Here is a 20490-nt window from a genome sequence, read left to right on the forward strand (position 1 = left end):
TGCTCCTAAACTGAATTTATGAAATTAATTCAATATCTCTTAAGATCCAGAATCCTGCAAATTTTTCGATATACGGCGTTGACTGTATGGAAATAAATTGATAACCAAAAGAATTTTTTTTATTCTCTAAAAACTTTGTATTCAAAATGTTTGCATCTTTTTCTGGTAAATCAGTTACCAGCCACTTATCATCTTCTGAAGCTTCAAGTATGAGTTGGTTCTTATTGATGACTAATTTAATAGGTTCTAAACAACTGAACCATGCAGAAAGTGCTAAAGATCTATCTTTGCTAAAAAGTCTTAATCCTGGAACTAAGTAATTATCATCTAAATCTTGCTGAATTGGGAAAATATCTCCAAATTCCATAGGCCAATTTTCTGCTGATTTTAATTCGCCAATTGATATTTCAGAGATAGTTAAAGCATCACCCCTTACTGCTTCTGGTAGAGGTGTAGGAGGGTTTTCCATTTTAGAAGTAAAAGTAGGAGCTAATACACCTCTTACATAACCTTTTTCCTTTGGATAAATCTCTTTCTCAAGAAATTCGATTCTATCTAATAAATCGTAAGTTCTCCTACTTACAATAGCCTCAATACTAAGGGCCTCCAGAGATTTTTTAATGATCGATTTCATTGACGACCTCCAGAATCGAACTATTGAAGGTTTCTCCCACCCTTGTTTTTTTGCTTCACTTATTGCTTCATTTAGTGCCTTTGTAAGCCATACTGAATTAACTTCATTGGCAGGGCATTTTTTATTCCAAAGAAAAATATCTTCTGTCTTATAACTTCTTGTAGAGCAAATAATTAACTCCCACCTTTTTTTTCCATTTGATTCAATAATTGGTCTTGAGTAAAAGTCTAATTCCCAATCTGAAATTTTTAATTTAAGACTTGACTCCATTTTTTTATTAATGTTCATTTATCTTGTTCTTTTTTATCGAAGAGTGCTTTAGTTTTTAGTGCTCTCTCTGTGGCTTCTTGCATAACTTTTTGCTTATCAATAATTAATTCTCCCGCAGAGTTTTCTAGGAGTGCTGTATTGAGACCAATGCGCCCTTTTTCGAGGTCAATTTCAGATATTAAAGCTTTTATAATTTCCCCTTCTCTAAAAACTTCTCTTAAAGAACGAATCGATCCATTTGTTAGTGAGGATTGATGAAGAAGTCCACTAGCTCCACCTAAATCTATAAAGAAGCCATATGGTTTTACTGCTAAAACTTCTCCTTCAATTAATTGACCTAATTCTAAACTTGTAAGTTTAGAGACTAATGATGCTTTCTTTTCAGAGAGAACTAATTTTCTGGATTCTGGATTCACCTCAAGAAACGCTACTTTTAGAGTTTTGCCAACAAAAGATTGATAATCTTGACCATCTTCAAGTTGGGATCTTGGGATGAATCCTCTTAATCCATCTACATCACAAGTAAGCCCACCTCTGTTAAATCCATTAATTAAAACGTTAATTAATTCTCCATTTTTTGCGGAACTTGATACTTTCTCCCAACTTTGCCTGAGAATTAATGCCCGAGCGCTCACTGTTACCATCCCATCAGCATTTTGTTCTTTGATAACCAAAACTTCCATTTCAAGGCCTATAGAAAACTTTTCTTTAAAGTTAGTGATGACACCCAAACCACATTCTTTTTTGGGCATATAACCAGGTGCTTTTCCGCCAATGTCAACATATAGTCCATCACTTTCGATTGCTATAACCTTACCTGAAATTGTTTCTCCTGTAGCCCCAATTGGCTCATTTGCATTTAAAGCCTCCAAAAAAGCACTTTCATCAAAATCGAATTCATCAACTGTTCTTTCTAATTGAAAATCTGTATTTTGCTCAGAAAAATTAAGCGGTCTATTTAAGTCTTGTTGAGTTAAATCTTGTTGAGAAATATCAAAATCCTTAGTCTTTTCATTACTGTCCTCAATTTCTTTTACTGAATTATCTTTAATGATTTGAGGTTTGATTGCAATATTTTCTTTTTTTATATCTTCTTGCGAATTGTTTTGCTCATTATTTATTTCTTGAGAATCTTTCTTGCTTATGTGAAGTACCTGAAGAGGTTTTTTATTGCCCTTTGGTTGGATATTATCTTGGGCATTTTTATTACTGACTCCCATCGTAGGTAAAATAAGAATAATTAATTATTAACATACTCTAAATGTTAGTACTCAAAATTAAAATTAATGAACTTTAAACCAATACCTAATAAATTTGAATATTTAAATTGGCAAGAAATTGAGTGTGTTGCAAAAAACAAAAGATCAACAGTGATTTGGCCATTCGGTGCTGTTGAGCAACATGGGCCGCATTTGCCTCTTGCTACAGATAGTATTTTTGTTGATGAAATTATTAGCGAAGTTTTTAAATTATTCTCTGCCGATATTCCATTAAAAAAACTTCCAACCCAATATATTGGTTTTTCTCCAGAACATAAGGGTTTTGCCGGGACAATTTCACTTTCCTCAAATTTAATAACCTCAATGATTAAGGAAGTCGGAGGTCAATTATCTGAAATGGGTTTTAAAAGATTGATATTAATTAATGGACATGGAGGTCAAATTTCACTATTAAATACAGCTGCAAGAGAGCTAAGAAGTGTCGCACCAGGGATGGCAGTTTTCCCTTGTTTCTTATGGAGTGGTGTTAATGGATTAAGTGAATTGTTAACAAAAACTGAGATCGAGGATGGGCTTCATGCTTCTTTAGCTGAAACAAGTTTGATGCTGGCTTTGAAACCAGAATTAGTAGGTGATGAACGCCCAAATGAGGGTAATAAAGTAGAGATCCCTGAAGGTTGGAGTCTAGAGGGCAATGCGCCTACTGCTTGGCTTACTGACGACTTCAGTAAATCAGGTGTTATTGGAGATAGTAGAGGAGCAAATGAGTCTTTAGGAAAAAATTTAAAGGAATTATTGATTAATCATTGGTTCAAATTGATTATGAATCTGATGCAATCAGATTGGCCAAACAATTCTTAAATAAGTTTAAGTAAAAAATGTGACTTAACAATTGAAACTATTTTCATGATATTTAAATAAACTCTCTATAATCATGTAATATTCATGCATAATGAGCTAAAGATTACTGACATGCAAACTCTAGAATCAAATAAAAAAACTATTGAAGAATCGACTAATCCGATTTCTTTAGATTTGCCCGACTTCACTACAGATTCTTATAAGGATGCATACAGCAGAATAAATGCAATTGTTATAGAGGGAGAGCAAGAGGCTCATGATAATTACATTTCAATAGCAACTTTAATTCCAAATGAGTTAGAGGAGTTAACTAAATTGGCGAGAATGGAAATGAAGCATAAAAAAGGCTTTACTGCATGTGGAAGAAATTTAGGTGTAGTAGCTGATATGGAATTTGCTAAAAAATTCTTTTCTAAATTACATGGTAATTTTCAAGTTGCTCTTGAAAAAGGAAATTTAACAACATGTCTTTTAATACAAGCTATCTTAATTGAAGCATTTGCAATTTCTGCTTATAACGTCTACATAAGAGTTGCGGATCCTTTTGCAAAAAAAATAACAGAGGGAGTGGTTAAAGATGAATATCTTCATTTAAATTATGGTCAAGAGTGGCTTAAAGAGAATCTATCTACTTGTAAAGAGGAATTAATGGAAGCTAATAAGGTTAATCTTCCGTTAATTAAAAAGATGTTAGATGAAGTAGCAGATGACGCATCAGTTTTAGCTATGGACAGAGAAGAATTAATGGAAGAATTTATGATTGCTTATCAAGATACATTGATGGAAATAGGTCTAGATAATAGAGAAATTGCAAGAATGGCTATGGCAGCTATCGTCTAATTACATTTCTAATTAATTAAGGCTTTTAATAATTAATCAATCCTATTTAAGTAGTTACCTCTGTGCTATTGTTCATAACATCGTATAGAAACCATTTATAAATTTTAAATGTTTGGGTTAATAGGCCACTCAACCAGTTTTGAAGATGCAAAAAGAAAAGCTTCGATGCTAGGCTTTGATCATATTGCTGATGGCGACTTGGATGTTTGGTGTACTGCTCCTCCTCAGCTTGTTGAAAATGTAGAAGTTAAGAGTGCTACTGGAATATCTATTGAAGGTTCTTATATAGATTCGTGCTTTGTTCCTGAAATGCTTTCTAGGTTTAAAACGGCTAGAAGAAAAGTACTAAATGCTATGGAACTAGCTCAGAAAAAAGGGATTAACATTACCGCTTTAGGAGGATTTACTTCTATTATTTTTGAGAATTTTAATCTTCTACAGCATAAACAAATTAGAAATACTTCATTAGAGTGGGAAAGGTTTACTACTGGCAATACTCATACCGCCTGGGTTATTTGTAAGCAACTAGAAATAAATGCGCCTCGCATTGGGATAGACCTTAAAAAAGCAACTGTTGCTGTAATTGGTGCTACAGGTGATATTGGTAGTGCTGTTTGTAGATGGCTTATCAATAAAACTGGGATTTCAGAACTTCTTATGGTAGCAAGACAACAAGAACCACTAGCGCTGTTACAAAAAGAATTAGATGGTGGCACCGTAACAAGCTTAAATGAGGCATTGCCTCAGGCGGATATTGTTGTATGGGTTGCAAGTATGCCTAAAACTATTGAAATTGATACTGATAACTTAAAAAAACCATGTTTAATGATTGATGGTGGATACCCCAAAAATCTTGATGAGAAATTTCAGGGTGAAAATATTCATGTTTTAAAAGGAGGTATAGTAGAGTTTTTCAATGATATTGGTTGGAATATGATGGAACTTGCGGAAATGCAAAACCCTCAGCGAGAGATGTTTGCTTGCTTTGCAGAAGCTATGATTTTAGAATTTGAAAAGTGTCATACAAACTTTAGTTGGGGAAGAAATAACATTTCCCTTGAAAAGATGGAGTTTATTGGAGCAGCATCTTTAAAGCATGGTTTTTCTGCGATTGGACTTGATAAGCAGCCTAAAGTATTAACTGTTTAAATTATGGCTAAACGTTACCTCCTTGATTTTGAAAAGCCTCTTGTTGAACTTGAGAAGCAGATAGAGCAAATTAAAGAATTAGCTCGAGATTCAGAAGTAGATGTTAGTCAACAGCTTCTGCAGCTTGAAACCTTAGCTGCTAGGAGAAGAGAAGAAATATTTAAATCTCTCACCCCTGCTCAAAAGATTCAGGTAGCTAGACATCCTCAAAGACCTAGTACTTTGGATTTTGTTCAAATGTTTTGTGATGACTGGATCGAATTACATGGAGACAGAAATGGTGGCGATGATATGGCACTAATTGGGGGGATAGGTTCGATAAATAATAGACCAGTGTTGATGTTAGGGCATCAGAAAGGAAGGGACACAAAAGAAAATGTAGTAAGAAACTTTGGGATGGCAAAACCAGGAGGTTACAGAAAAGCTCTTAGATTAATGCAGCATGCAAATAGATTTTCTTTGCCAATTCTTACATTTATTGATACTCCTGGAGCTTATGCTGGTTTAAAAGCTGAAGAACAAGGTCAAGGTGAAGCAATTGCAAGAAACCTTCGAGAGATGTTTGGATTGAAAGTTCCAATTGTTGCTACTGTCATTGGAGAAGGAGGTTCAGGAGGCGCACTTGGAATAGGTGTCGCCGATAGGTTACTAATGTTTGAACACAGTGTTTACACGGTTGCTAGTCCAGAAGCATGTGCATCAATTTTGTGGAGAGATGCTGCGAAGGCACCAGAAGCTGCATCAGCACTTAAAATCACAGGTAAAGATTTACTTAAATTAGGTATAATAGATGAGGTATTACCAGAACCTTCTGGTGGGAATAATTGGGCTCCTTTAGATGCTGGTAATACACTAAAAGAGGCTATTGAGAAACACCTTAATGCTTTACTGCAAATGCCTGAAGACGAATTAATTGAGGAAAGATACAAAAAGTTTAGGGTTTTAGGTAAATTTATCGAAGCAAATAATATTGAAGAGATTTATAGTGAAATCCCCCAAAAAACTGAATAACTTGAAACTAGCTTTTATAACGGGTGCTACGAAAGGTATTGGTAGATCTACCGCAATTACTTTTGCCAATGCTGGCTGGGATTTAATTTTACTCTCCAGGAATATGGATTTAATGGAGAAACTAAAGAGCGAACTGTTGACCACTAAATCAAAAATTAACCTAGTAAAATGTGATTTATCTAATCCTCTAGAAATAGAGCATTGTGTTAAAGAAGCAATTGAGAAGTATGGGTGCCCTTCAGTATTGATAAATAATGCCGGTTGCGCATTTAATGGCCCTTTAGTTGAAATGGAATTAGGTCAATGGGAACAAACTATTCAAATAAACCTCACAAGTGTTTTTCAAATTTGTAGTTCAATAATTCCTCAAATGAGAAAAAATGGTGGTTTAGTTATTAATGTTAGTAGTCATGCCTCTTATAATGCATTCCCCCAATGGGGAGCTTATTGTGTTTCAAAATCTGCACTAGCTATGTTTACTAAATGCTTGAGGGAGGAGGAGAGATCTAATTCAATAAGAGCGTGCACAATAACTCTTGGTTCAGTAAATACTCCTCTTTGGGACTCCGAATCAATCAATTCTGATTTTGATAGAACTTCTATGCTCTCCTCAAAAGAGGTATCAGAAACTATTCTCTACATGGCTCAAAAACCTGAATCACAATTGATCGAAGACTTGACTTTGATGCCTTCTGGCGGAGCCTTTTAAACATTCTGTTTATCTGATTAATCTTAAAACAGTGATTTTTTTTAGTGCTATTTGAACCCGATTGAACAAGAGAATGTGATATAGTATATGAGCAATTAAGCTTTTGGAAGATACAGTTAATTAAGTTGCATACAATTTTCTGTTTAAAATTTTATGACCTCTACATTACCCAACGATAATATTAGAAACTTTGACGACCAGATTACTAATAAACTAATTTCTGAAATTATAAGAGACAGAATTAAGAATTCTGGTACAAGATTTAGTGCTAACGATAATATTTCTGATTTTATAAATCCTGGTGAATTAGAAATTTTAGAAAAAGAAGTAGCCTCAAGAGTTAAAGACTTACTAAAGTCCCTCGTAATTGATGTTGAGAATGATCATAATACTCAAGAAACTGCTGAAAGAGTTTCAAAAATGTATCTAAATGAAGTTTTTAAAGGCAGATATCATGAACAACCTAAAGTTACAAGTTTTCCTAATGACAAGAATCTTGATGAAATTTATACAGTTGGTCCAATTTCGGTCAGATCTGCATGTTCACATCACTTAGTTCCAATTCTAGGAGAGTGTTGGATAGGTATTAAACCTGGAAATAAAGTCATAGGACTTTCAAAATTTGCGAGAGTTGCTGATTGGGTTTTTTCAAGACCTCATATTCAGGAAGAAGCTGTAATGATCCTTGCAGATGAAATTGAAAAACTGTGTGAACCTAAAGGTTTAGGCATTATTGTAAAGGCCCAACATTATTGTATGAAGTGGAGGGGAGTCAAAGAACCAAATACAAGTATGATTAATTCTGTGGTGAGAGGCGATTTTAGACACGATTTAAGTTTAAAACAAGAATTTTTTGAGCTTGTAAAACAGCAGTCCGCTACTAATAATTACTAATTTCTTTTTAAAAACTTAAAAAGATCCTCTGTTTTTTTAATATCTTTTAAACCTGGAGATATTTCAATACTACTTGAAATATCTAATCCATCTGGTTTGAAGTCAGTAAGGATTTCATCAATCCATTCAATTGATATTCCACCTGCCAACCACCATGGTTTGCTAAATTGCAAATTCTTTAAATAAATAGAATTTATTTTTTTCCCTGAACCTCCATAAGTTTCTTTATTCCAAGAATCAAGTAGTATCGCATCTACAAAATCCTCAAAAGGTTTTATTTTATCTATGTCCTTTTCCGTTTTTATTCTGAAAGCCTTCCATAGGCCAATATTGGGAATTTTTTCCCTTATTTTTTTGCAATAATCAATATCTTCATCTCCATGTAATTGAATGATAGTTTCACTTGGGTTTCCTAAGAAATTTTTAATAATTAAGTCTATTGGACAATTTTGTACAACTGATACCCTCTCGATTTTTGGATAAAAATTTTCTAGGGTTTTAAATATTTTTTTCTTAATTTCAGCTGATACATACCTTGGAGACTCTTCAACCGAAATAATGCCAATAGCATTCGCTCCTAATTTAGCGACTTGAAGAGCTTGTTCTTCAGAAGTTAGTCCACAAATTTTAACTAAAGGATTAGTCTTGGGCATATCATTATCCTGCATGTAAGATTAATATTATTGCTAAATATAGCGGAGATTATTTTTGAGAAGTTGGCAAATTTTTAAAATATGGGGAATTCCCTTTAAAGTTCATCCCTATTGGTTTGTTATTCTCTTTTTATTCTCATGGAGTATAAGTAATCAGGTCAATTTATCTTCTGGCGATATCTACAATAATAAAGAAGCTTGGATTATAGGGTTTTTAACTTCTTTTTTCTTATTATCTTCAATTATTTTTCATGAGGTTTTTCATACTTTTGTTTCACTTAATCAGGGTGTAAAAATAAAAAAAATTACTTTTTATTTTTTAGGAGCAATTTTACAAATAGATAAGTATTGTCAAACTGCTTTAGGTAATATAAAAATTGCAATTGTTAGACCTCTTTTATGTTTCGCTACAGCATCTATCCTACTTTTAATTAGTAATAACAGTGCATCTCAAGAACAAATAGCAGTTAATGTAATTTCAAGAGTAGGTATATTTAATTTATTCTTAGGCTTCTTAAATTTGATTCCAATTGGTTCTTTAGATGGAGGGAATTTATTAAAAAGTATTATTTGGCATTTCTCAGGGAGTAAAAATAAAGGAAGAAATTTCCTCAATAAAGTAAATTTATTATTATCTTTTTTTGTTTTATTTTTTGGGATAATTTGTTTATTTAGATTTAACTTTTACTTTGGTTTTATTCTTTCTTTTTTGGGCTTGTTTGGAATTAATTCTTCAAAATCTGAAAGTCAATTTTTTAAAATTGAAAACATACTTAAATTTAGTAAAGTTTCTGAGATCAAATTAAAGCCTTTGAGGAAAATTGAATACGATTCAAATTTCTCAGAATTTAATAAATTAATAAAAAATAAGAAGGATGCATCGGATAAATATTTTTTTGTTACGAATAATGGTAGATGGACCGGTTTTGTTGATGAGAATATTTTAAAAACTGTTTCCTTAAAAAAATGGGAACGGAACTTTGTTGGAGATTTTAAGAAACCAATCGATAGTTTTGAAAGTGTATCTTATAACGATAAATTATGGAGAACTATAGAAAGACTTGAAGAAACAAATGAAGGTTTTTTATTGGTTCTCAATGCTGCAGATATCCCTTTGGGGATAATTGATAGGTCAAAAATTGGAAACTTTGTATTGAATAAATTAGGTTTTAATTTGCCTTCAGATATTGTTAACAAATTAAACTTTAAAAATCATTATCCCTTAGGAATTGAATTGCCGAGAATAATTAATTCAATGAAGCAGAAAGGAGATCTTTAATAATTCTTGTCATTAAAATTTTCTATTTTTTATTATCTATGGCAATATTTTTGAAATTTATATTTGATTTATTTTTCAGGAATGAATTTCTCAAATGTTGAACTATTTCATCATTTGTTAGTTTTAAATTTACTTTTGGTGGAGCTTCTTCTTTGAATAATTTGAACCACAAATCTCTTGAAGGATTTGTTTGAATTTCTCCATGTTGAAGGAATGCACCTTTTTTACGAAATTGAGCACTACCTATTCTCTTAAACCCATCCTGATCAACTAAATCGGAAATTAATGAAGTCCCAAAACAATTTGTTTTAATGCTTGATTTTCGTAAATTACCATATTGTAAGTTTAGACCTAATTCTCTAAAACTTTTAATTAACCAATTATTAACCATTTCATAACTTAAGACTTTATAGTAAGTTTTTTTAAATGTTAATGCATATGTTATGCCTCCTGAATGCAGAACAGCACCCCCTCCAGAGGGACGTCTAACAATATTAATTTCCCCATTTGATAATAAATTTTCCCAATGAAGAGGAATTTCCTTTTGGTGATAGCCAATTGAAAGCCAATCCCCAGTCCAATAGTAGAACCTCAATGTGAGAATTATTTCAGGATTCGAAATTGTCTGATCTAAAGAATTTAAATCTAAAGCCATTTGATCAAATCCAGGTAAATTATTTGTTGAAAAAATTAAAGCCTGATTTTCAATTCCCAAAATTAACTTTGTAGGTTTATTTATGATAATTTTCAATAAATTTTTTCTTTCAATTTGTTAATTACGTAACATCATTTTGTAATAGTGTTTCAAATCTTCTCTTTTCGGTGGAGAATATAGAAAATAATTTTTTTACCATGGAGCCAACTCAAACAATAAATCTTATTGCATTAAGCCTCATAGTTGTTATGCATGCAGGAGTTTTAGCATTAAGACTAGGAATTAGTTTAGGTAGGAACTAAAGTCTATTAGAAAATTTAAAATTTATAAGGTAATAATAAAGTAAGACTGAATTGATTTATTCAGTAAAAATATCAAGTACTTAATTTGTCAAAATCTTTTTATAAAAATAGTATTTTCATCAAAAAATATTTTGGGTCTGTATTTCTAAAAAGACAACAGAAACAGGATAATTTTGTATCATTGATTTTTTTAATTATAAAAATTAGCTTTTCCCTTTTAGCAATAATAAGCCTGATTAAGCTTGGCTATAGTTCTAAAGTAAGGTTGACCAGATTAAGGGAAATTGAAGAATCATTTTTATACGAAAAATATAGATTTAATGTTTTAACAGATAAGTTTGATGATTTATTCTCTTCTGAAGGTGAGCAAAGATTTATGAAGGATCAGGATCAAATAATTTCTAGGGACATTATCAGAGTAATATGGCGTTGATAAGGATGATCTTGAATCATTCTACTTTTCATTTTTCAATTAACTTTTTTGCTAGTGAGTAAGAACATTAAGGGTTTAGTCCTAATAACAGGAACAACTTCAGGAGTTGGATTAAATACTCTAAAACCTCTTTTAAGATTTGGATGGGAGGTTATAGCAGTTAATCGATCAAATAAAAGAGCTATAAAAATAGCTGAGGAATTCTTGACAAAAGAGGAAGTTAAAAATGTTCACTTTATAGAAATAGATCTTTCTAACTTGGATGATGTGAGAAAAGGTTGCGATGAAATATTAGAAAGATTTAAGAAGCCAATAAATTCTCTTATTTGTAATGCAGCAGTTTATAAACCGAGACTAAAGAGACCTGAAAGGTCTGCTCAGGGGTTTGAAAACTCTATGGCAGTAAATCATTTTGGGCATTTTCTTATGATAAACCTACTTATGGAAAATATTTTATCTTCTGAAAGAGAAATTGTTTTAAATGGCAAATCAACTGTATTCAAGCCAAGAATTACAGTATTAGGGACTGTTACGGCTAATTATTCAGAACTTGGAGGAAGGATCCCCATCCCTGCCCCAGCTGATTTGGGAGATTTATCTGGATTCAAAAATGGTTTTTTATCTCCAATAAGTATGGCGAATGGAAAGAAATTTAAACCTGGTAAGGCTTATAAGGATAGTAAACTTTGCAATATGGTGACCGTTCAGGAATTATCAAAAAGATATCCTGCAGAGAAGATTATTGTAAATTCTCTATATCCTGGATGTGTTGCTGATACAAAACTTTTTAGAGATACACCTTGGTTATTTAGATTCCTTTTCCCGATATTTCAAAAATTCATAACAAAAGGATATGTTTCACAAAGACTGGCAGGAGAGAGGGTCGCTCAAGTGGCAACTTATAAAGAATTTGCTAAACCATCAGTCCATTGGAGCTGGGGAAATCGTCAGAAAACTGGCAGAAAAGCTTTTTCTCAAAAGTTGTCAAAAAGAATAATTGATACGAAGACCTCTCAACAAACTTATGATTTAACAAGCCAATTGGTTGGATTAGATTAATTTAGACTAATCAAATCCTAATAAATCAAAAATTTCTCTATCTTTAAGTGGATTACCTTCTAAAGGTTCTACGTTTTCAAGCATATTTTTGGCAAGAGATAAATATTCATTTTGAACTTCAATAACATCTTCAGTTGGTTCCATTTCAAAAATGGTGCATTTTTTTAGTCTTGATCTTCTAATGGCGTCGACATCTTTAAAGTGGGCCATAGTTTTTAAACCTGTTCTTTCATTGAATTTATCAATTTGATCTGTGTCTTTTGATCTATTTGCGACTACCCCACCTAATCTGACTTTATAATTTTTTGCTTTTGCTTTAATTGCAGAGACAATTCTATTCATAGCGAATATTGAATCGAAGTCATTAGCAGTAACAATTAGACAATAATTTGCATGTTGCAATGGAGCTGCAAATCCTCCGCAAACGACGTCTCCTAGGACATCAAAAATAACAACGTCAGTATCTTCTAATAAATGATGTTCTTTTAATAGTTTAACTGTCTGACCGGTTACATATCCCCCGCACCCTGTCCCAGCAGGAGGACCTCCACTTTCAACGCACATTACGCCATTAAAACCTTCAAACATGAAATCGGTTGGCCTCAATTCTTCGCTATGAAAATCTACCTCTTCGAGAATATCGATAACTGTAGGAACCATTTTGTGCGTCAAAGTGAAAGTGCTATCGTGTTTCGGATCACATCCAATTTGTAGAACCTTTTTACCTAATTTTGAGAATGCTGCAGAAAGGTTTGATGATGTAGTTGATTTTCCGATGCCACCCTTCCCATATACGGCAATAACTAAAGCCCCTTCTTCAATATTTATTTTTGGATCTTGCTTTACTTGAACACTTCCTTCTCCATCAAGAGGTCTATTTATAGTACTTGTCATTTAAAGCTTAAAACACATTATTATTTATATTCTTGCAGCGTAAATACACATGAAATATGTTTCTAAACAAATATGTATTTAATTGTATTAAAAGTGGGAAATATGTTCTTATAACTGAATTTTTAGGATTAAATCTATTAGATTATGAGTGAAAATACTCATGACTTAATTATAGTTTATTAGTAAAAATTAACTGAAATATGCTTTGGCATCGTAAAGAGTTTCATCGCTTATCTCTGGAATTCCTCTCAAGATTGCGTATTTTTCAGTATTTGTTTTAACTTTACCTCTTACAAAAAATGGAACTTTTGTTAATTCAGCTCTACCAGATTCAGTCCAGATAATTCCTTCTTTACTATTTTTTTCTTTTTTTTCGTCAGAATTTAAAATGTCCTTTGTGTTTGTCGCTGTATGTCCTAAATGGCTTTGATGACCATCAACAAACTCAAAGTCATGTTTGAACATATCAATAAGATGCTCTTCTAAGCCCATCATTAGGGGATGTACCCAGTCATCAAAAATCACATTTGCTCCTTCCCATCCCATTTGAGGGCTATATCTTGCAGGAACATCTTGAACATGCATTGGAGTACTAATTACTGAGCATGGAATGCCGAGTCTTTTTGCACTATGCCTTTCCATTTGGGTCCCTAAAACTAGTTCAGGGGCGGCCTTTTTCATGGCATCTTCCACTTCTAGATAATTGTTAGTTATCAGAGCTTCTACATTAAGATCTTTTGCAGTAGCTCTTACTTGCCTGGCCATCTCCCTGCTGTATGTTCCAAGACCCACTACTTCAAAACCCAATTCTTCCTTAGCAATTTTGGCTGCTGCAATTGCATGTGTTCCATCACCAAAAATAAAAACTCTTTTACCAGTTAGATAATTAGAGTCAACTGATTTTGAGTACCAAGGAAGTTTTGATTTATTTTCTAATTCTTCTTTATTCGTTAAAGGAAGATCTAATTTCTCATGAACTTCATTTATAAATTCAATTGTATTTTTTATTCCAATAGGAATAGTATTCGTATATTCCATTCCAAAGTTCCGTTTAAGCCACTCACATGAAGCTTCAGCAATTTCTTGATAAAGACAGATATTTATTTCAGCATCAATTAGTCTTTCAATATCATCAGGACTAGCACCTAATGGAGCAACTACGTTTGTATCTATACCTTGTTCCGAAAGTATGCGTTGGATTTCGATTACATCATCTCTGCATCTAAATCCTAGTAATGAAGGGCCAAGTATATTAACTTTTGGTCTCCTACCTAATTCCCTCCACCTAAGGGGATTTATTTTGTCTGAAGAACTTACTTTTTCTTTTAAAAGGGTTCTTGTTAGTTGATAAAAGGTTTCTGAGGCCCCCCAATTTTCTTTCTTGCTATAAGCAGGTAATTCAAGATTAACAATCGGCATATCAAACCCCATCCCTTTCGCAAGTGCTCCAGGTTGGTCTTGGATAAGTTCTGCTGTACAACTTTCTCCGACTAAAAGAGTTTTGGGTTTGAATCGTTCAACCGCTTCCTTAATATTTTTCTTCACTAATTCAGCTGTATCGCCTCCAAGGTCTCTAGCCTGAAAAGTTGTATAAGTTACTGGAGGCCTTTGCCCCCTCCTCTCAATCATTGTAAAGAGAAGATCTGCATATGTATCTCCTTGGGGGGCATGAAGCACATAATGAATGTCTTTCATTGACGAGGCAATTCTCATAGCACCAACATGTGGTGGTCCTTCATACGTCCAAAGAGTTAATTCCATAGTTTTTAATGAGTTACTAAAGTTTTTGAAGTTAGTATTTGATTTCTTTTTAAAGGCTTGGAGAAGAGACCAGCCAAATCTGCGGCTTGATCAATTCCATGAATTGGACTGAATACCATTTCTATTGACCACTTAGTACTAATCCCCTCCGCCTCAAGTGGGTTAGCTAAACCCATTCCACAAACTACTAAGTCTGGATTAGATTCTCTCACTCGATCTAATTGTTTTTCTACATGTTGCCCTTCGACAATTTTTGTATTATCAGGTAATAAATTAATCTCCTCTTTCATTAAATCTTTATTTAGGTAAGGAGTGCCTACCTCTATAAGATCCATTTCGCATTCATTATGCAAAAATCTTGCCAAAGATATCTCCAGTTGCGATTCAGGAAGAAGAAATAATCTTTTCCCCTTAAGTATTTCTTTGTGAGATTCAAGAGCAAGTTTTGCTCTATTAATTAAAGGCGAAATAATTTCATGAACTTTAAGTTCACTAATTTTGAAAGCTTTCGCTGCAGCTAAAAACCATTCAGTACTTCCTTCGATACCAAGAGGAAATGGAGCCGAAATTATTTCACAACCACGATGTTTTAGGTCTCGAACGGTATCACTTAAATAAGGCTGAGTTAATAAAACTTTTGTATTTTTGCCAATCTTTGGTAATTCTGTTGATTGACGGGGTGGGAAGCTCTCAATATTTGAAATTCCTAAATTTCTAAAAATCTTTTTAAACCTATCCTCTACATTATTTGCAAGAGTCCCAACTAATAATAATTTCTCCTCATTTGATGACTCCATTAATGGAATTAAAGCTTTTAAGGCGCCATCCTCTCCTTGGGTAAAAGTTGTTTCTATCCCACTGCCAGAGTAATTAACGAATCTTACTTGACCTAAAAATCTTTTATTTAATTTCTCTGCGACAGTTGCAAGATCTAGTTTGATTACTTCACTTGGACAAGATCCAACTAGAAAAAGAGTTTTTATTTCTGGTCTTCTTGCAATAAGATCATTAACCACTCGATCTAATTCTTCATGAGCGTCAGCAAGACCAGCAAGATCTTTTTCTTCAAGAATAGCCGTCCCAAATCTTGGCTCAGCAAAAATCATAACTCCAGCAGCGCTTTGAATTAAATGAGCACATGTCCTTGAGCCTACAACTAGAAAAAATGCATCCGGCATTCTTCTGTGGAGCCAAACTATTGAAGTTAACCCACAAAAAACTTCCCTGGGCCCAGTTTCCTTATTAAATTCAACTTTACTCATTAAAAATTTTCAAGAGCTTATATTTCAAGCTTGCATAAACTTTTTAATTTAAGAAAGTAATTAATAAGTTCTCTTACAAAATGAACACATTTAAAAAACTTATATGAATGTTTAAATACTTAAATGAGAATTATGAAAATTATTTTTAGGGTATATTCTAATTTCTATAGAAGGAATTTCCTTGACTTGTTTTTGAAAGCTTCCATACATTTCTAGCTATTTTCGTAGCTAATAATCCTGCTCTTTCTAACTTAGATTTCCCGGGCTTTGCCCCAATTAAAGCTGTCACTTCTGAAGTGGTTAAAGGTGCTCCAGTATTTATAGCTAATTGCGTTAACTCCAATCTATCTCTAAGGTTCTTAAGATTTACTTTCTCAATTTTATCTTCTTCTAACCAGCTAAAAGATGGGTCTTTCTGAGATAGTTTTTGCATCAAGCTTAGGCTAACTAATCCAAGAGTTTGATCAGGAGTTAATTCTTTTTCAGTACCAGAAACATTTGGTTCTTTTTTTTGAGAAGTTCCCATAAAAATGCATATCTTTTACTTGAAGTTATCGTTTTGTGGTAAGCATGCAAGTAAATTTAATAGAAAAAATGAACCATTATCCGTTATAGTCGCCTCAATGGAACCAACTTCTAGCTTAAACAGAGGGAAACGAAAAAAAGGGAGTTCTCTAGTCACAGGATCTGAGGTGCAATCTCAGGCCAGTGGTGCTAGCTGTTTTATTACTACCGATTCAGAAAAGTCTCTGGTATCCAGACAAGCAAGTCAAGTTGAGCAAATTGAGTTAAGAACATATGTTTTTTTAGATTCTCTGCAACCTCAATTAGCCGCATATATGGGAACTGTTAGTAGAGGTTTTTTACCTATTCCTGGTGATTCATGTCTTTGGATGGAAGTTTCACCCGGGATGGCTGTTCATAGAGTCACTGATATTGCCCTAAAAGCAAGTAATGTAAGACTTGGTCAGATGATTGTTGAAAGAGCATTTGGATCTCTTGCTCTTTACCATAAAGATCAAAGCACGGTTTTACATTCTGGAGATGTTGTTCTAGATGCTATTGGGAGTGAAGTTAGAAAAAGAACAAAACCTGCTACGAGTTGGACTGAAGTTATTCGAGCAATTACTCCAGATCATGCAGTTTTAATAAATAGACAAAACAGAAGTGGATCAATGATTCAATCTGGAATGAGCATGTTTATATTAGAAACTGAACCAGCTGGTTATGTTTTAAAAGCAGCTAATGAAGCTGAAAAGGCATCTAATATAACTGTTGTTGATGTTAAGGCAGTTGGAGCTTTTGGTAGATTAACTCTCGCCGGGAAAGAAGGGGATGTAGAAGAGGCTGCAGCTGCTGCTATAAGAGCAATTGAAGAAATTTCAAATTATTGAGAATTTTTTAATTTAAACTTTTTTTTAACTTAAACCTATCTCTTTTTTTAAAAAAGGTGACATAATTTTTGCAGCTTTACCTCTACTACCTAATTTATTTAGTTGTGATTGTGAGAGCTCACCGTAAACACAATTAGCTTCTTTAACCCAAAAAATAGATTCGAATTCCCCATTTGGATATTTGGGGTTCTTAAGAATTTCTCCCCAGCATATTCCTGTTGTATCTTTAACTAAGTTTCCTGAGGGATCGCACAAAACCATACAACTTATAAATCTTGCACTCCTATAAGGACTATCAGAAAGTTCATTAATTAATTTTTTAATTTTCTCATCATTATTTTTGGCATATCGAGCAGAATAAATTCCTGGTCGACCATCTAAAACATCTACTTCAAGACCCGAGTCATCAGCTAATGCCCAAGTTTTTGTCTCTAGAGAAGCTGCCTTGGCTTTAAGTAGTGCATTCTCAAAATATGTTTTCCCAGTTTCTTCGACATTTAAATATTCTGGTTGCTTCTCAACCTTTAAAGACAAAACATCCAGCATCTCTGAAATTTCAGATACTTTTCTTTGATTGCCACTAGCAATAGTTAGAACTGGAAGGTTCAAAATAACAAATAAATTTATTGTGAATATTATCTTACTTCAAAGCTTGATACGGAGACAGGAAAGGTTGAACATTCCACACCTGTGTAGACAGGGCCTGTCTCGTACGGAAATAACATAATGTAAATTTTTTCTTAACACAACAGTATGTTTTGATGCACTAACTAATTTGCATAAGTATTGACATATCAATAGTACCAAGGGTGATAAGTTTAACTTATGAATGATAGAAAAAACATTAATGGAGATTTTGTCGAAAACGCTTGACTTATAAGTACTTAATGAAGCATTCTTCGAATTGAACATTCCACATTTAGTATTTAGTAGACAATGGCTACAGAAACAATGGGTATCGCTCTCGGCATGATCGAGACACGCGGACTTGTACCTGCAATCGAAGCAGCAGACGCAATGACAAAGGCAGCAGAAGTTCGCCTTATTGGTCGTGAATTCGTTGGTGGCGGTTATGTCACAGTATTAGTTAGAGGCGAAACAGGCGCAGTTAACGCAGCTGTAAGAGCTGGTGCTGATGCTTGTGAAAGAGTTGGTGACGGTTTAGTTGCAGCTCACATTATTGCTCGTCCTCATAGAGAAGTTGAACCTGCTCTAGGTAACGGTGAATTTCTTGGTCAAAAGGACTAATTAAGTAAAGCAAGATTTATAAATTTTGCACAATAATTATTTTCCCTACACAGACCTAAATTTATCCTTATGAGTAAGAAGTATGACGCAGGGGTAAAGGAGTACAGAGATACCTACTGGACTCCAGAATATGTACCCCTAGACACCGATTTACTAGCCTGTTTCAAATGTACAGGTCAGGAAGGTGTTCCAAGAGAAGAAGTTGCAGCAGCTGTTGCCGCTGAATCTTCAACAGGTACTTGGTCAACAGTTTGGTCCGAGTTACTTACAGACTTAGAATTTTATAAAGGACGTTGTTATCGAATCGAAGACGTTCCTGGAGATCCTGAAGCTTTCTATGCTTTTATTGCATATCCTTTAGATCTTTTTGAAGAAGGCTCAATTACAAACGTATTAACATCTCTTGTAGGAAACGTTTTTGGATTTAAAGCTCTAAGACATCTACGTCTAGAAGATATTAGATTCCCAATTGCTTTCATTAAAACTTGCGGTGGTCCACCAAACGGAATCGTAGTTGAAAGAGATCGACTTAACAAATACGGAAGACCTCTACTTGGTTGTACCATCAAACCTAAATTAGGATTATCTGGTAAAAACTATGGTCGAGTTGTATATGAATGTCTTAGAGGCGGTCTTGATTTAACGAAGGATGATGAGAATATTAATTCTCAACCATTCCAACGTTGGAGAGAAAGATTTGAGTTTGTTGCAGAAGCAGTTAAGCTTGCTCAGCGAGAAACTGGAGAAGTTAAAGGTCACTATCTAAATTGTACTGCTAACACTCCTGAAGAACTCTATGAAAGAGCTGAATTTGCAAAAGAGCTAGATATGCCAATCATCATGCATGATTATATAACTGGTGGTTTTACTGCAAATACTGGATTAGCTAATTGGTGTCGTAAAAATGGCATGCTTCTGCATATTCACAGAGCTATGCATGCTGTTATTGATAGACATCCAAAGCATGGTATTCACTTCAGAGTTCTTGCAAAATGTTTGAGACTATCTGGAGGAGACCAATTACATACTGGAACCGTTGTTGGAAAACTAGAAGGTGATCGTCAAACAACTCTTGGTTATATTGACAACTTAAGAGAGTCATTTGTTCCTGAAGATAGATCAAGAGGTAACTTCTTTGATCAAGATTGGGGTTCAATGCCTGGAGTATTTGCAGTCGCATCAGGTGGTATCCATGTTTGGCATATGCCTGCACTTCTAGCGATCTTTGGGGATGATTCCTGCCTTCAGTTCGGTGGAGGAACACATGGTCATCCATGGGGTTCAGCTGCTGGAGCTGCAGCTAACAGAGTTGCTTTAGAAGCTTGTGTAAAAGCCCGTAATGCTGGTCGCGAAATCGAAAAAGAGAGTAGAGACATTCTTATGGAAGCTGCTAAGCATAGTCCTGAATTAGCTATTGCTCTAGAAACTTGGAAGGAAATTAAGTTCGAGTTTGACACTGTCGACAAGCTTGATGTTCAGGGTTAACTCAAGTTTCGAAATTGAGGAGATTTATTCTCCTCAAACTTATTAAAATCTCGTTTTTACGAGTAATTACATTCACATTTTGATTAATTATGCCTTTCCAGAGCACAGTAAGCGACTATCAAACAGTTGCAACCCTGGAAACATTCGGTTTCTTACCACCGATGACCCAGGAAGAAATATATGACCAAATTGCCTACATAATTGCTCAAGGTTGGAGTCCAGTTATTGAGCATGTTCATCCAAGTGGATGTATGCAAACTTATTGGTCTTATTGGAAACTCCCATTCTTTGGGGAAAAAGATCTTAACTTGATCGTGAGCGAATTAGAGGCATGCCATAGAGCATACCCTGATCATCATGTAAGAATCATCGGATACGATGCTTACACTCAAAGTCAAGGAACAGCTTTTGTAGTTTTCCAAGGACGTTAAAGCTACTTTTCGTAGTAAATAACTTTCTCCATAAGAACTTAATTTT

Annotated in this window: 23 protein-coding genes; 14 read left to right on the forward strand and 9 right to left on the reverse strand. The window is 33.9% G+C overall.

The features are described from left to right. Positions 1–16: 16 nt before the first annotated feature. Together MK115_RS00970 and MK115_RS00975 are read right to left on the reverse strand one after the other, a co-directional pair. Positions 17–922 (reverse strand): Tab2 family RNA-binding protein, encoded by a 906-nt coding sequence (locus tag MK115_RS00970; protein ID WP_287608294.1) that lies wholly within the window; start codon positions 920–922, stop codon positions 17–19. Next, entirely contained in the window at positions 919–2124 is a 1206-nt protein-coding gene (locus MK115_RS00975) for a S1 RNA-binding domain-containing protein (RefSeq protein WP_287608296.1), read from the reverse strand. Before MK115_RS00975 ends, MK115_RS00970 begins: the two co-directional genes overlap by 4 nt. Before the next feature lie 66 nt (positions 2125–2190). Between MK115_RS00975 and MK115_RS00980 the strand changes: the two genes are divergently transcribed. The 6 genes from MK115_RS00980 to folE all read left to right on the forward strand — a co-directional run bounded on the left by MK115_RS00980 (position 2191) and on the right by folE (position 7588). After that, entirely contained in the window at positions 2191–2985 is a 795-nt protein-coding gene (locus tag MK115_RS00980) for a creatininase family protein (protein ID WP_287608298.1), read from the forward strand. Positions 2986–3096: 111 nt separating this feature from the next. Beyond that, complete coding sequence (locus tag MK115_RS00985; protein WP_025945786.1) at positions 3097–3825, forward strand: aldehyde oxygenase (deformylating); 729 nt, start codon at positions 3097–3099, stop codon at positions 3823–3825. Positions 3826–3933: 108 nt separating this feature from the next. Then, positions 3934–4974, forward strand: coding sequence for a long-chain acyl-[acyl-carrier-protein] reductase (locus tag MK115_RS00990; RefSeq protein WP_025924281.1), 1041 nt, complete (start codon positions 3934–3936; stop codon positions 4972–4974). 3 nt (positions 4975–4977) lie between these two features. Beyond that, the gene (locus MK115_RS00995; protein ID WP_025894182.1) at positions 4978–5985 is read left to right on the forward strand and encodes an acetyl-CoA carboxylase carboxyltransferase subunit alpha; all 1008 of its coding nucleotides are present in this window, start codon (positions 4978–4980) and stop codon (positions 5983–5985) included. Beyond that, positions 5960–6694, forward strand: coding sequence for an SDR family oxidoreductase (locus MK115_RS01000; protein ID WP_287608301.1), 735 nt, complete (start codon positions 5960–5962; stop codon positions 6692–6694). Before MK115_RS00995 ends, MK115_RS01000 begins: the two co-directional genes overlap by 26 nt. 153 nt (positions 6695–6847) lie before the next feature. Further along, entirely contained in the window at positions 6848–7588 is a 741-nt protein-coding gene (gene folE, locus MK115_RS01005) for a GTP cyclohydrolase I (RefSeq protein WP_025945790.1), read from the forward strand. Here the strand turns inward: folE and MK115_RS01010 are convergent. Next, the gene (locus tag MK115_RS01010; protein ID WP_287608305.1) at positions 7585–8241 is read right to left on the reverse strand and encodes a phosphoribosylanthranilate isomerase; all 657 of its coding nucleotides are present in this window, start codon (positions 8239–8241) and stop codon (positions 7585–7587) included. The genes folE and MK115_RS01010 overlap by 4 nt on opposite strands. 55 nt (positions 8242–8296) lie before the next feature. Between MK115_RS01010 and MK115_RS01015 the strand changes: the two genes are divergently transcribed. Further along, on the forward strand, positions 8297–9520 hold the full coding sequence (locus MK115_RS01015) for a site-2 protease family protein (protein WP_287608307.1): 1224 nt from the start codon (positions 8297–8299) through the stop codon (positions 9518–9520). Between the two features lie 22 nt (positions 9521–9542). Here MK115_RS01015 and MK115_RS01020 read toward each other — a convergent pair whose 3' ends face one another. Beyond that, on the reverse strand, positions 9543–10271 hold the full coding sequence (locus MK115_RS01020; RefSeq protein WP_287608309.1) for a lipoyl protein ligase domain-containing protein: 729 nt from the start codon (positions 10269–10271) through the stop codon (positions 9543–9545). Positions 10272–10372: 101 nt separating this feature from the next. On the opposite strand from MK115_RS01020, the gene psaM reads away from it, so the two are divergent. The 3 genes from psaM to MK115_RS01035 all read left to right on the forward strand — a co-directional run bounded on the left by psaM (position 10373) and on the right by MK115_RS01035 (position 11969). Continuing rightward, a complete protein-coding gene (psaM, locus tag MK115_RS01025; protein WP_025887817.1) occupies positions 10373–10477 on the forward strand; it encodes a photosystem I reaction center subunit XII in 105 nt (34 codons plus the stop codon). Between the two features lie 265 nt (positions 10478–10742). Continuing rightward, positions 10743–10910 carry a hypothetical protein gene (locus MK115_RS09365; RefSeq protein ID WP_287608315.1) on the forward strand — a complete coding sequence of 56 codons (168 nt, stop codon included), beginning with the start codon at positions 10743–10745 and terminating at the stop codon, positions 10908–10910. A 54-nt stretch (positions 10911–10964) separates the two neighbouring features. After that, complete coding sequence (locus tag MK115_RS01035; protein WP_287608317.1) at positions 10965–11969, forward strand: protochlorophyllide reductase; 1005 nt, start codon at positions 10965–10967, stop codon at positions 11967–11969. 6 nt (positions 11970–11975) lie between these two features. Here MK115_RS01035 and bchL read toward each other — a convergent pair whose 3' ends face one another. The 4 genes from bchL to MK115_RS01055 all read right to left on the reverse strand — a co-directional run bounded on the left by bchL (position 11976) and on the right by MK115_RS01055 (position 16412). Next, positions 11976–12863, reverse strand: a complete 888-nt coding sequence (gene bchL, locus MK115_RS01040; protein ID WP_011818051.1) for a ferredoxin:protochlorophyllide reductase (ATP-dependent) iron-sulfur ATP-binding protein — start codon at positions 12861–12863, stop codon at positions 11976–11978. A 189-nt stretch (positions 12864–13052) separates the two neighbouring features. Then, complete coding sequence (locus tag MK115_RS01045) at positions 13053–14624, reverse strand: ferredoxin:protochlorophyllide reductase (ATP-dependent) subunit B (protein ID WP_287608324.1); 1572 nt, start codon at positions 14622–14624, stop codon at positions 13053–13055. 5 nt (positions 14625–14629) lie between these two features. After that, complete coding sequence (locus MK115_RS01050) at positions 14630–15886, reverse strand: ferredoxin:protochlorophyllide reductase (ATP-dependent) subunit N (RefSeq protein ID WP_287608326.1); 1257 nt, start codon at positions 15884–15886, stop codon at positions 14630–14632. Between the two features lie 157 nt (positions 15887–16043). After that, entirely contained in the window at positions 16044–16412 is a 369-nt protein-coding gene (locus MK115_RS01055) for a DUF8679 domain-containing protein (protein ID WP_025906778.1), read from the reverse strand. Between the two features lie 97 nt (positions 16413–16509). On the opposite strand from MK115_RS01055, the gene MK115_RS01060 reads away from it, so the two are divergent. After that, on the forward strand, positions 16510–17280 hold the full coding sequence (locus MK115_RS01060) for a BMC domain-containing protein (protein WP_079322872.1): 771 nt from the start codon (positions 16510–16512) through the stop codon (positions 17278–17280). 24 nt (positions 17281–17304) lie between these two features. Here MK115_RS01060 and rdgB read toward each other — a convergent pair whose 3' ends face one another. Next, positions 17305–17889, reverse strand: a complete 585-nt coding sequence (gene rdgB, locus MK115_RS01065) for an RdgB/HAM1 family non-canonical purine NTP pyrophosphatase (RefSeq protein WP_025945799.1) — start codon at positions 17887–17889, stop codon at positions 17305–17307. Positions 17890–18216: 327 nt separating this feature from the next. Here rdgB and csoS1 point away from each other — a divergent pair, with 327 nt between their 5' ends. From csoS1 to MK115_RS01080, 3 genes are all read left to right on the forward strand, one after another. Continuing rightward, on the forward strand, positions 18217–18528 hold the full coding sequence (gene csoS1 / locus MK115_RS01070) for an alpha-carboxysome major shell protein CsoS1 (RefSeq protein ID WP_002807869.1): 312 nt from the start codon (positions 18217–18219) through the stop codon (positions 18526–18528). Between the two features lie 69 nt (positions 18529–18597). Continuing rightward, complete coding sequence (locus MK115_RS01075; protein WP_011862567.1) at positions 18598–20013, forward strand: form I ribulose bisphosphate carboxylase large subunit; 1416 nt, start codon at positions 18598–18600, stop codon at positions 20011–20013. 89 nt (positions 20014–20102) lie between these two features. Continuing rightward, positions 20103–20444, forward strand: coding sequence for a ribulose bisphosphate carboxylase small subunit (locus tag MK115_RS01080; RefSeq protein WP_011862568.1), 342 nt, complete (start codon positions 20103–20105; stop codon positions 20442–20444). Positions 20445–20490: the final 46 nt, after the last annotated feature.

Origin of the sequence: Prochlorococcus sp. ALOHA_ZT_50 (assembly GCF_022447305.1) — a bacterium.
Classification (GTDB): Bacteria; Cyanobacteriota; Cyanobacteriia; order PCC-6307; family Cyanobiaceae; genus Prochlorococcus_A.